Source organism: Dokdonia sp. PRO95, assembly GCF_000355805.1.
GTDB lineage: Bacteria > Bacteroidota > Bacteroidia > Flavobacteriales > Flavobacteriaceae > Dokdonia.
The window spans coordinates 1-13,333 of the sequence record NZ_CM001837.1; the positions used below are offsets into that span (position 1 = coordinate 1).

The 13,333-nt window shown below is 36.5% G+C and carries 6 protein-coding genes and 1 pseudogene; 4 read left to right on the forward strand and 3 right to left on the reverse strand.

What is annotated here, in order from left to right; genetic code table 11:
- Positions 1-45: 45 nt before the first annotated feature.
- Positions 46-4,404 (reverse strand): annotated as a pseudogene (locus D017_RS00005) (Ig-like domain-containing protein); the annotation flags it as partial.
- 559 nt (positions 4,405-4,963) lie between these two features.
- Between D017_RS00005 and D017_RS00010 the strand changes: the two are divergent.
- A complete protein-coding gene (locus tag D017_RS00010; protein WP_035333954.1) occupies positions 4,964-6,556 on the forward strand; it encodes a peptide chain release factor 3 in 1,593 nt (530 codons plus the stop codon).
- A 270-nt stretch (positions 6,557-6,826) separates the two neighbouring features.
- Here the strand turns inward: D017_RS00010 and D017_RS00015 are convergent, their stop codons facing one another.
- Together D017_RS00015 and D017_RS00020 are read right to left on the reverse strand one after the other, a co-directional pair.
- Positions 6,827-8,101 carry a DUF2851 family protein gene (locus D017_RS00015; RefSeq protein ID WP_035333955.1) on the reverse strand — a complete coding sequence of 425 codons (1,275 nt, stop codon included), beginning with the start codon at positions 8,099-8,101 and terminating at the stop codon, positions 6,827-6,829.
- A 142-nt stretch (positions 8,102-8,243) separates the two neighbouring features.
- Positions 8,244-9,608, reverse strand: coding sequence for a pyridoxal-phosphate dependent enzyme (locus D017_RS00020; RefSeq protein WP_035333956.1), 1,365 nt, complete (start codon positions 9,606-9,608; stop codon positions 8,244-8,246).
- A gap of 291 nt (positions 9,609-9,899) precedes the next feature.
- Between D017_RS00020 and D017_RS00025 the strand changes: the two genes are divergently transcribed.
- The 3 genes from D017_RS00025 to D017_RS00035 all read left to right on the forward strand — a co-directional run bounded on the left by D017_RS00025 (position 9,900) and on the right by D017_RS00035 (position 13,145).
- On the forward strand, positions 9,900-11,099 hold the full coding sequence (locus D017_RS00025) for an alanine dehydrogenase (protein ID WP_035333957.1): 1,200 nt from the start codon (positions 9,900-9,902) through the stop codon (positions 11,097-11,099).
- A 6-nt stretch (positions 11,100-11,105) separates the two neighbouring features.
- Complete coding sequence (locus D017_RS00030; RefSeq protein WP_035333958.1) at positions 11,106-11,486, forward strand: hypothetical protein; 381 nt, start codon at positions 11,106-11,108, stop codon at positions 11,484-11,486.
- A 993-nt stretch (positions 11,487-12,479) separates the two neighbouring features.
- Positions 12,480-13,145 (forward strand): hypothetical protein, encoded by a 666-nt coding sequence (locus D017_RS00035; protein ID WP_035333959.1) that lies wholly within the window; start codon positions 12,480-12,482, stop codon positions 13,143-13,145.
- Positions 13,146-13,333: the final 188 nt, after the last annotated feature.

A 13,333-nucleotide genomic window follows, 5' to 3' on the forward strand; every position in this document is an offset into this window, starting at 1 on the left:
TACAAACGTATCATTGATATCATCTATAGCTGTTGTTGTATTACTTAAAGGTGCAATCACTAATGAAACCGTAGCAGTATCTGTTGCTCCTTGTGCATCTGTTACTGTGTAAGTAAACTCATCTGGTCCAGTATAACCTGAATCAGGTGTGTAAGTGAAAGTTCCATCTGAATTTAAAACAACACTTCCGTTTGATGGATTTGCTTCTAAAGATACTGTCTGAGCATCTCCTTCTGGATCTGTATCGTTATCCAATACATTGCCTAATACATCTGTATCAATAGAACCAATATATGCATCATCATTTGCTACTGTAATGTTTGCAAAGTCTGGAATTACTTGAATAGTAACCGTTGCCGTATCACATTCAGCTGGATTACCATTATCACAGATGGTATAAGTAAATGTATCTTCTCCTACAAAATCAGTATTTGGTGTGTACTCGTAAGTTCCATCAGGATTGATTACTAATACTCCATTAGATGGATCTGTATTTGCAGTAACCGTTATTGGATCTCCATCTGGATCAAAATCATTTGAAAGCACACTTCCTTCTACAGGCGTGTTGATTTCTGTAACTCCAGTATCAGCATTTGCAACTGGTGGATCATTTTTACTTGTTGTAGGAATCACTTCAACATATACAGTGGCGGTATCACATGCTTGTGGATTACCATTATCACAAACTGTATAAGTAAAGGTATCTGAACCTACATAGTCAGCTGGAGGGTTATATGAGTAAGAACCATCTGGCGCTATATTCACAACAACACCTTGAGTAGATGTTACATTAGACGAAGTAACTGTTTGAGCATCTCCTTGAGCATCAAAATCATTAGTTAATACATTACCATCTACAGGTGTATTAACAAAAGTATTCTCAATATCATCAACCGCAGTTGTATTAATAAGAGCCCCTATATTTACTGAAACAATGGCGCTATCACAATCGTTATCACTATCACAAATTTGATATTCAAATTGTATAACAGAAGTGTTTACTAGTGGTGCAGTAAACTCTATAAAATCATCAGTTGGATCATTTGTTGTTCCATTGGTATTAACAATAGCAGTTCCAAGAGTTGGCTGAGTTATAATTGTAATTGCTCCACTAGCAGCTAGATCCGGACCAAAAATATCATTCACTAATACATTAACATTAATAGTTTCTAAAGGTAAAGCTACTGTTTCATCATTTACAGCATTAGGTCTACCATCATCTACAAAATCATTCCCACATGTAGACATCAAGTTTATCACGCGAGTTATTCTGTTGTCATTTGCTCCATCTACATCAGATAATGAAACATATCCTGAATTATCATTCTCAATAACTGTATAGGTTACATCAACTAAAGCAGAAGGAATCGAAGTTGCATATCTATAGTTACCATTTATATCTGTTGCTACCGTTTTATTACTTCCGTCAGAACCAATAATATCAACTTCCACATTAGGAAGTGGATCCCCACCTTCATCAGATACGTTACCACAGATAACTGGAGCTGAAAGAATTGTAGATCTAGGGTTTAAATATTCTGCATTATCAAACACAAACGCATAAAATCTATCAAAATTACCGTTTTGCTTACCTATAGTATAGGATAACTTACTCTTCCCTTCCCAATAGTTACTAAAAGTAAACCTAGGATCTTCAGAAATATCGCCACCAGGAGCCGTTAAAGGGTTTACAGCAGTTCCTCTAATTCCATCCCCTGTATCAATAATCTCAATGAGCGTATCTCCTGAGGTGTAGTATGAATCTGGAAGACTCAACTCCGCATATTCTCTTGTAATTACACTATCACCGTCAATATCAAATGGACTACCAAAGAACGAGATATTCACTGGTGTCATTGTACCAGAAGCAACAAAAGATATGTCAAATTTCACACTCTGATCACCGTTATTAGTACTGTTAATTTTAGGCTGGAATGCTCTAGGGAGACCTTCATTTGCAACGTCAATATCAAGAAGTGTCGCTCCATTGTTAAAAGCTACAATTTCTACAATCGCATCTAAAACTACTCCATTTGCATTATTTGGGAAAATGTTTGAAAACCTATACTTGGCGCCTTCAGACAGTGCAACTCCTGAAATTAACACAGGGTTTGCAAAATTTGAGTTTTCGTAAAAAGGTGCACAATCACAGCCTCTTTCTCCTGGAGGGACTATAAATACATCAGATACAGAAAGAAAAACAGTTGCTTCACTTTCATTACCATTTACATCTACAATTTTATATTTGAACTCATCAAACCCTGAGTAATCTTGATTTGGTGTATATATGATTGTATCATCAGATAAGTCACCTGGCGTATTATTATCGCTAATTTCAACAACTCCGTGTGCAGGATTTACAGTAACTACTATAGGCTCGGTTAAAGAAGCTCCATTATCACCATAGTCATCATTTGCAACGACATCTATATTCAAAGGAAGATTAAAGAACACGGTTCTTGTATCATCATCTGCAAGGATAGTCGCACACTGGTTTTGTGTTTTATCTTGACTAAAACCTTTTAATTGACCAGCATTAGCCACTAAAGGAACACCATAAGTAGCACTATTTGCATTCTCGTCAACAATAACACCTAAGTTATTTGTTACACTACCATTATTACCGTCTGATAAAGTTCCACTTGCTGCTAAACCATCACTACTCAAGAAAGAACCATTACCCTCTACAAAGTCGGGACATCCATCATTATCACTATCTAGATCTAGAGCGTTAATAATACCATCATTATCAATATCATTATTACAACCTGAGGCTGGAGCAGTTACAGGTACCAATGCAGCAGCACTAGTTAAAGGCTCAACATCAAAGTTGTAACCTGGAGTTCCTAAACGCTTTCTTAATTCAAAATTGATACTCGCTGTTGTTAAGAATCTAGTTCTCCACCATGCATCTTGTGTATTTGCATCAGTATTATCTGTATTAACCTCTACCCCTCTAGCTCTAATTTTTCCACCAGAATTAATTACCGAAAGACCGGAAGATGTTGATAATTGATAAAACTGTACATCTGTAGTATTTAATATTACTTCCTCACTAGAAGTCGGAATACCATCTACATCCATCCAAGTCACATCTAATGGCATCGGCAGCAACGTATTAGTTCCAGATTGATAAAAATTCATCTGTAAGCCAGCAAGAGCGCCAACATTTGCTCCTGTTAGATATATTGTAGAAATTGGGTTGTTAATAGTGATATCTAAGGTAGCTGGTTCAGGATTAGAAATAACAACTAGTTCTAAATCAAAAGGTGTACCCTCAAAAGTACCAGCATTAACATACCTCATTTTATCACCCACCTCACTACTAGCTCCACTATCAGTAAACACTCCATTGCTAAAGTCTAAACTTAACGGTGATATGGCAGACGCAGCATTTACACACTCATCTGTATCTAATATACCGTCATTATCATCATCAAGATCACAAAGATCACTTATACCATCACCATCACTATCTAAGTTACCAGACACCTGCGCATTACAAGGGTCTATTGATGGAGTACAATCTGCGTCCACATTTACTCCTCCAGCTATAATCCATGATTGACCATTAACACTTTGACCATTTTGCCTATGCCTTGTATCTACTGTAATAGTTACTTGCGTAGCACTACCAGGTACATCTAATAACTCCAATGTAGGCATTATTAAACAACACGTACCACCAGGCAAAGAACTATCTGGACCAGTGATTATAATTTCTTCAGAAACTCCTCCCGCTTCTGCTCTTAACAGTAAGTACCTACCATCTGTTGTAATTTCAGAAATTGGTGTTTCAACAAATAAATCCCTAGGTTCTGAAAAAGTAGGAATATCAATTGTAAACTGCACCTTATTATTATATCCACTTAAATTTGTAAACACCCCAGAATTTGCAAATGCATCTACTGTATTTCTAAAAGCGTAAACAACTATCGATTGCAAATTGCTTTTATTAACGGTGTTTGAGTAGTTGATACGAGAAGTATTACCTTGAATGACACCTCTATAAACCCAAATATTACTACTTGAACCTGTAACATCAAACCTATTTAAAGTATGCATCTTGTTAGCATTATCTTTAATTTGTATGGTTGATCCAGGATTTGCTCCTTTGTAAACAATCTCAACTACGTATTGATAAATATTTCCCGAGTTAGGAAGCACAACATCTGTTGAGGCTTTTCCATTTGCATTTGCACCGTACTCATCAACAGTCTTGTTTTCTCCACAAGCAAAGTTCCAACCCGTTAAGGTATCAGCATCATCTACAAGTGTCTCAACAGTTGAAACTGTTGAAGCAAACATTTGATTAGACAAGAGCATAAACACAAACAAAACAACCACTCTAAACATAGAGTCGCTCTTTAATCTATTTAAATCTCCTAAGTAATTTAGTTTCATATATTACTATTTTATAAAAACCTTATAATTTATTTTAATCTTGACCATATGAGTATTTATTAAAACCCCTATGATATTAGCATTAAATATTCACCTAAGAAGTAGCATATTGCTACTTACATTTTAAAGTGAATAATTCAAAACATTCATTTTTGATTCACTTGTGGTGCATCTTCAAAAAAAAATCAGACACAAAAAAACCCAATATATCAAAACCACTAATCCACACATCGTTGTTAAAATGTGATAAATTAGGCAAAATCAATTAGTTGGGTGCTCAAATATAAAGCGATTATTACATCTGCTGATTACGTTTTCAAACTATTAGTTATGCTACTTATTATCATCGACAAACTACACAATATATAACATTTTAAACAAAATGTCTTAACGAAAGTAGCCAAATAACTGAGTGCTTCAAAAAAGAGTCCGCTTTCGCGAAAGCGTACAATTCCAACCTAAATATTAGTAAAATAGCTATCTAAATAGCTTTAAAATACACCCCACTTTCTTTAACACTATATAGTATCTTTACATTCTAAAATATTGAGTGAATTCTATGAGTTTTAAAAAAGAAATAGCCCGTCGCCGAACGTTTGGAATTGTATCTCACCCAGATGCAGGAAAGACAACACTTACTGAAAAACTACTCCTCTTTGGTGGAGCGATTCAAGAAGCTGGGGCTGTAAAATCTAATAAAATTAAAAAAGGAGCGACGAGTGACTTTATGGAAATAGAACGCCAGCGTGGTATTTCTGTAGCCACTTCTGTGCTTGCTTTTGAATATAATGGCATTAAAATAAACATCCTTGATACTCCTGGTCACAAGGATTTTGCCGAAGATACTTTTAGAACACTAACTGCTGTAGATAGTGTTATCGTGGTAGTAGATGTTGCAAAAGGTGTAGAGCCACAGACAGAAAAACTGGTGGAGGTATGTAGAATGCGCAACATCCCAATGATTGTTTTTGTAAACAAACTGGATCGTGAGGGTAAAGACGCCTTTGAATTACTAGATGAAATAGAAGAAAAATTACACCTCTCTGTCACTCCATTAAGCTTCCCTATTGGAATGGGATATGACTTTAAGGGAATTTACAACCTTTGGGAGAAAAATGTTAATCTCTTTAGTGGAGACAGCAGAAAAAACATAGAAGAAACAATCGAAGTTTCAAACCTACAAGATGAAATACTTGATAAGCTCGTAGGCCCCGAAGCTGCCGATAATCTTAGAGAAGAGATAGAGCTAGTACAAGGGGTTTATCCAGGCTTTAATCAGCAGGATTATCTTGATGGTACACAGCAACCTGTGTTTTTTGGTTCTGCTTTGAATAACTTTGGAGTAAGAGAACTGCTTGATTGTTTTGTGAAAATCGCACCACCACCACGACCAAAAAAGAGTGAAGAACGTCTCGTGCACCCAGACGAAAAAGACTTCTCTGGTTTTGTATTTAAGATTCACGCAAACATGGATCCTAAACACAGAGACAGACTTGCTTTTATAAAAATAGTTTCTGGTGTTTTTGAACGCAACAAGCCATATCTACACGTTAGAAACAAGAAAAAATTAAAATTCTCAAGTCCTAATGCATTTTTTGCAGAGCGCAAGGAGATTGTAGACATCTCATACCCAGGAGATATTGTAGGACTACATGATACTGGTAACTTTAAAATAGGTGATACACTTACTTCTGGTGAAGAGCTTCATTATAAAGGCATACCTGCATTCTCTCCTGAGCACTTTAGATATATCAATAATGCGGACCCAATGAAGTCTAAACAGCTTGCTAAGGGTATTGACCAACTTATGGATGAGGGTGTTGCACAATTATTTACGCTAGAGCTTAACGGTCGTAAAGTAATAGGTACTGTGGGAGCATTACAATATGAAGTAATCCAATACCGCCTAGAGCATGAATATGGGGCTAAGTGTACCTACGAACCTTTAAGTGTATCAAAAGCTTGCTGGGTTGACCCAGAAGATCCAAAAAGCGAAGAGTTCAAAGAGTTTTTACGAGTAAAACAACGTTTTATGGCAAAAGACAAAAGAGGCCAACTCGTATTTCTAGCAGATTCTCCTTTTACATTACAGATGACACAACAAAAATATCCATCTGTAAAAATGCACTATGTAAGTGAATTTAAAGACTAAGGGTTTTAAACTAGATTTTTAGCAAAATTTAATTTAAAGGCGTTTAAGAGCATTTTGCAGTGAAAGACAACTAGTTGCGGGGCAAAAATCTAATCGTCGTTTAAAATAGGTTTATTTTAATCCAATTTCAATTAACTAAATTTATTAAAAATTAATTTTGTATAGAAATCACAAATACTTATAAGTTCTAGCTGAGTAGAGTTATTTTAAAAAAAGGTGTGTTCATTTTGATGATCACACCTTTTTAGGTTTTATAAACCACCTTTAATTTTAATGCTTAATCAAATAATTACCTACAGCACATGACAGACATTTATTGAGATCACAGTAGTTAGCTTTTAATTCTAATAAGGCTTGGGTTTCTTGAGCATTTTGTGCGCGATCTCTTAAGGTGTTATACTTCTTGATAATACTGTTACTTTCTGACTTGATAGCGTGCATCATAGACAGCAGCACCTCACTCTCATCCTTCCCTAGGTATTGATTATAAGAAAACCGTAATGGTATAAGCGCATTTATGATGATAATATCTATAAATGACGACGAAAGTTTCTTGGTGCGTTTTTTCTGGTCTTTCCCAAAAGAATAGTGTGTATCCCAATACTGAGAAGCCTTAATATCAAATAGAGCGTATAACTCAGTGATAGTTGATGCAGACATCAGTTTTTGGAACAAATTCAGGTGTTTATGGTAGAGCTGCGCCACTTGTGACAGTCGTATTGTGGGAAAGTTATCTGGCCTCAACTTATAGAATTGTACGGGTAGCACTCCATCGCTCGCAATCTGAAATTTATGAGAAACAAACTCATACTCACCTTGTAGCTGCATCGGGTATGAGTCTATGGTGTTTTCTGGCAACAATCCGCCTATGCCTAATAATAATGCTTCTAGTCTAAAGGGTTCTTGAGCGCATTTACGAATGGTAGAAAAGTCAAGTTTTTCGGCGATGGACTGAAAGGAATTTGCGTTTACTTTGGTGCCAAAACTGCGCATAAGTAACACAAAAAGTGCCGCTTCCCAGTCACCATTTACCTTGTTAAGAATAGGTGTGATGTGTTCCGTTTTTCGCGTTAAGCGTTCAAAATAGAGACGTTCCAGCCAGTTGCTTTGTATCATCTCTGGAATTTCCCGTATGCTATTCTCACAATTAATCCATTGTTGTGCTTTATTATTAAAGAGTTCCTTGTAGCTTCTCAAAGCAGCTTCGGCAACTAGATTTTTGAGGACTAAGGTGGGGATGGCAGTGTTGTCTTTTCTGTAAATCTCTACATCATGCTCCCACACTACATGGAGAATCACATTATCATAAGCAGCATCTACCTCATGATTATGCGCATACCAATCTGAAGATTTTAAGTGTATTTCTACGTTCCCAGCCCACTTTTGATCACCTATTACAAGTGTGGTATTAAAAAAGTCTGGACCGGCGAGATGATTATGTTGTCCTACGTTGATTAATGTAATGGGTAAGCCTGAGGTTGTTTCTGCTTTCGCGAAAGCGTACTTCTTAAATTTCCATAAGTAATGTAAAAAGTCTTCTTGCATAGGAGCTTATTTCTCAAAGCTAAAATACATCTTTCTGATTACTAATAAAATACAGTACTCACAAATGAAAATAACATCACAATAGCGCACAAAAAAAACGCGAGACTACGTCCCGCGTTTTTTTCTAAAAAGTGCTATGTAATTACATCGCATTAATAATATCATGCTTTGTAATGATATGATGTTTACCATCTCCTAGATCTACTAAGACTGCATTATTCTCTTTTGAGATAAGTTTTGAAACCTCTGCTACGGTAGCATTTTTCTGCACAATAGGATATGCTGCTCCCATTACATCTTTGATAGGTAAATCTGCCACCTCGTTGTTCTCCATATATGCTCTAAAAAGGTCACCCTCATCTACAGAACCTACAATACCTGTCACATCTTCTACAGGGATTTGTGAGATTTTATAATCACGCATGCGCTCTATCGCGTGTGATACAAGCTCCTCTGTCTTTACAGTCACAAGTGGTTTATCTATATGATTCTGAATTAAATCGCTTGCTACTTTATATTCTTGGTCTAAGAAACCACGCTCACGCATCCAGTCGTCATTAAACATCTTTCCTACGTAACGGCTTCCATGATCGTGAAAGAGTACGACAACGACATCATCTGGACCAAATTTTCCTTCCTCATTAAGCTGTAATAATCCTTTGATAGCAGATCCAGCCGAATTCCCTAAGAACATCCCTTCCTCTTTGGCGAGGCGTCTTGTGTATACAGCAGCATCCTTATCTGTTACCTTTGTAAATCCATCGATGATGCTGAAGTTTACATTAAGCGGTAATATATCTTCCCCTATACCCTCAGTGATGTATGGGTAAATCTCATTTTCGTCAAAAATACCTGTCTCCTTATATTTTTTAAATACAGATCCATAGGTATCAATTCCCCATACTTTTACATTTGGGTTTTTCATTTTAAGATAGCTTCCTACCCCAGAGATGGTACCTCCTGTTCCTACACCTACCACAAAGTGCGTTACCTTTCCATCTGTTTGATCCCAGATTTCTGGTCCTGTACTATTAAAGTGTGCCTTACAGTTAGAAGGATTATCATACTGGTTTACGTACCAGCTATTTGGTGTTTCTTCGGCAAGTCTTTTTGATGTAGAGTAGTATGATCTTGGATCATCTGGCTCTACATTAGTAGGACACACTACCACCTCACTCCCTACGGCACGCAAGATATCCATCTTCTCTTTAGATTGCTTGTCTGATATTACACAGATCATTTTATAGCCTTTAATAATAGCAGCAAGGGCAAGACCCATTCCCGTATTACCAGAAGTACCTTCTATAATAGTCCCTCCAGGCTTAAGTACACCTGCTGCCTCTGCATCTTCTACCATCTGTAACGCCATACGGTCTTTTACAGAGTTTCCAGGATTAAAAGTTTCATATTTTGCTAGCACAAGACAAGGAAGGTCTTTTACAAGTGCGTTCATTTTTACCATAGGAGTGTCTCCTATCGTTCCTAATATATTTTCAGCGTATTTCATAATCTTCTTTTGTGGGTGCAAAGATACTTTTTACAAGACAGATGCGAGAATGCCTTTACAGATTATTGGCAATGTGGTTTTTTACGCTTTCGCGAAAGCTGTCTCCCATTTACTTTGACAAGCGTAACTATATTATTATTTATCTACTATTAAAACATGGGAGATTAGACAATTATAATATTACAGCATATTCCTTGAATACTGTAATCCACACTACAGCTGCGTCTTGATTTATATCTAGTCTATATTTTAAATTATTCCTTACTTTTGGGTAATCGCATACAAACACACATGGAAACCAATAGCTCACCTTTTACTAGAGAAATGTTGCTTCCTCAAGAGGAATGTCTTGAGGTCGAAAAGAAACGAGGAGAGCTCTTTATTGGGATTCCGAGAGAGACACACTTTCAAGAACGCAGGGTGTGCTTAACCCCTGATGCTGTGGGAGCGCTTACGGCCAATGGACACCGCGTGATGGTGGAGTCTAAAGCTGGAAAAGGTGCTCGCTACACAGATAAGGACTACTCAGAAAACGGCGCAGAAATTACCCAAGACACTGCCAAAGTGTTTTCTTGCCCTATGATTCTTAAGGTAGAACCACCTTCCCTAGAAGAAATAGAGATGATGAACCCGCAAACGGTGCTCATCTCTGCCTTACAAATCAAAACCCAGAAGAAACAATATTTTGAAAAACTTGCTAGCAAGCGCATTACTGCACTCGCTTTTGAGTTTATAAAAGATGAGGACGGCACCTACCCTGCCGTGCGCACACTTTCTGAAATTGCCGGTACCGCAGCCGTACAAATGGCGGCAGAGATTATGTCTAGCCCAGAAACGGGCACAGGTATGCTGCTAGGTAACATAAGCGGCGTGCCACCAGCAGAGATTGTGATTATAGGAGCAGGCACCGTAGGCGAGTTTGCCGCGCGATCTGCTATCGGACTAGGAGCAAATGTGAAGATTTTTGACAACTCTATCACAAAACTACGCTGCATACAGACTAATGTAGGCAGGCCATTATACACCTCTACCCTACAGCCTAAGAATCTTGTAAAAGCCCTCAAACGTTGTGACGTAGTCATAGGTGCTGTACGAGGTGCAAACCGCGCACCAGTCATTGTGAGCGAGCGCATGGTAGAAGGCATGAAAAATGGCGCCGTCATTATAGATGTAAGTATCGATATGGGAGGTTGTTTTGAAACCTCAGAAGTTACTACGCATGATAAACCTACCTATAAGAAACACGGCATAACCCACTATTGCGTGCCTAATATTCCTGCAAGATTTGCCCGCACAGCATCTCTGTCTCTCAGTAACATTTTTACCCCTTACCTACTTGACATTGCAGAGGAAGGCGGTATAGAAAATAAGCTACGCTACGACCGCGGATTAAAAAATGGATTGTACTTTTACCACGGTATTTTAACCAAAAAATCGGTAGCAGATTGGTTTGACCTTTCTTACCGAGACATCAACCTTTTGATCTTTTAGACACACATGCACATCCTTAAAAAAATGGGGCTCTACCTCGGCGGCTTTTCCATTGGGCTTATTTTACTTGCTTTCTTTTTTAGCGGTAAAAAAACCAGCTGTGCTTACTTTCCACAAGAGCGTGTGCTTAAAAACTTGCGCATTAAACCGTATAATCTCACCCCAGAAGCAACACAGTCACTGGCTGCCATGCAACTAGACACGGTCACTATAAACCGTTTATTAAAACTAGGAGATGTAGATTTTGGAGAGAGCGTACCTCGCCGCGAGCCATGTGGTCATTATGTAATCACAGGACAAGACGAAGCAGGAAACGATCTCAAGATGGAGCTAGATAACTGTAAAGAAGCAGTGAGCATCAAGTCCCTTACCAAAATAACTAACTAGCATCTTTAGTACGCTTTCGCGAAAATGTGATATGATCAACACTATCGCTATTAGACAAACAAATCATATCTTATATCTATATAGGTAACACTGACAATCATTAGGAGCCACTGTCGCTTTATATTATGCTGTTCTGGCTATAACCCACAAGACATTCTCACATTCACCAATAAACCTGATGTCAAAATTAAATAAAGAATACTGTCCAATAATTATCTTCATATGGAAACACATAAAAAGTTAAACATTGCTTCTATTATTATTTTATTGATTTTAGGACTATATGTATTCTTGGTGGTCAATGATAATCCTATATCGTGGAAAATTTCAGAATCTTAATTTTGGGACTGCCCGTATTATTCCTAATAACACTAATATTATCTATAATTTCGTTCCGGATTAAGAAAAATAAAACAGCTATTGTTACTAGTGTAATTTCAAGTATATATTTTGTCCTAACACTATTGGTTACGATATATTTAATGAGTTATACTTACAGTCATTAAATAAATTGAATGCTGCAAGCCAGCTTTTTTGAAAATAAAAATTTAACTGCTTTATTTTTAAATTAAAATAAATCCACTTCAAAATAAGAATCACACTAAAAGTCGTTGAAATATCGAAGATTTGGATATTGATCGACTCAGGAGTAAATCCGCTAGGATTTTAAAGCTCTTGGTGTCTTTCTATTCATTATCGGTTATGAGGTGACTGGGTGGTTCTTTGATGCCTTCCTCTCGCTGCGCTCGTCGGAGGCAAGTTTGAAAGCTCCACACGCGGCGCACAACTCCAAAATTCATTGTATATTTAGATCAAACAAACCAGACCATAGAGTAAAGCAAATCAGCAAAATGCCGCACTCGCTTTATGCAGTGGCCTGTTGTAAAACATTTACCTAAACCAAAAGACCATTTCACTAAATCAAAAGAACTGAATACTAAATTGAATTTTTATTCAAAACACAAAACGAATAAATTTGAATAAACATCTATTATGAAATTGAAGACAATTTTACTTTTGACAATTCTTCTAATCAGTAAAAATATTTATTCTCAAGATAATAATAGAGAAAAAATCTTCTTTACGTCTGATAGCCTATCTTTTATTCATTTATTGCCAAATCAAAAATTTGGTTTTATTTCGTACAAAGGAGATTCGCCATTATCATATTATAATGATAAGAATCAAATAAAAGGACATATAGATGGACCATATTTTACAATCAATGAATTTGGTTCTGGAGAATATTCGATTGAAAATAAAAGTATTCAATTGAATTTCATTAAACCGGAACATTCTATTGACAGCATTTCAATTAAAGAAACTGAAAACTTAACTGATTCCATAAAAGTGAAAATATCTTTCAAATCTTATGTGAATTCTAAAAACGATGACAGAATTGGAATTGGAAGTACTATAAAATCAAAGGATAGTTTAATAAACATAAATACGATGTTTGAAAATTTTAAATCATTCGCTATTAAAAAAAGTAAACTACCTTTAAAATTAATAATTAATGAAAAGTATAATTTAGAAATAGTAAGCGACAGAAATCAGGATATTATTCTTTTTGTGAATGACTTTAAAAAATTCACTACTGACAATATTGAAAACAAAGTATTTGAATTCAATACTCTGACTGAACAAACGAATGAATAAAAACGTTTTACAACACCGTGTATAATTAATTGCTTGGTTCTAGTCTACTTGCGAAAATTCCTGCGGAATTTTCACGGGTTCGTAAATGTTTATTAACTTAGTTGCTTAACCACGCAACTAACCATACACAAAACCGTGGACGGCTGATTGCCAAAGGACATGTTTTTCATCTCAAGATAAGCCATATC

Excerpts from the sequence above, each read along its gene's own strand:
- D017_RS00010 (WP_035333954.1), top strand. The coding sequence starts at position 4,964 with ATGAGTTTTAAAAAAGAAATAGCCCGTCGCCGAACGTTTGGAATTGTA.
- D017_RS00015 (WP_035333955.1), bottom strand. The coding sequence starts at position 8,101 with ATGCAAGAAGACTTTTTACATTACTTATGGAAATTTAAGAAGTACGCT.
- D017_RS00020 (WP_035333956.1), bottom strand. The coding sequence starts at position 9,608 with ATGAAATACGCTGAAAATATATTAGGAACGATAGGAGACACTCCTATG.
- D017_RS00025 (WP_035333957.1), top strand. The coding sequence starts at position 9,900 with ATGGAAACCAATAGCTCACCTTTTACTAGAGAAATGTTGCTTCCTCAA.
- D017_RS00030 (WP_035333958.1), top strand. The coding sequence starts at position 11,106 with ATGCACATCCTTAAAAAAATGGGGCTCTACCTCGGCGGCTTTTCCATT.
- D017_RS00035 (WP_035333959.1), top strand. The coding sequence starts at position 12,480 with ATGAAATTGAAGACAATTTTACTTTTGACAATTCTTCTAATCAGTAAA.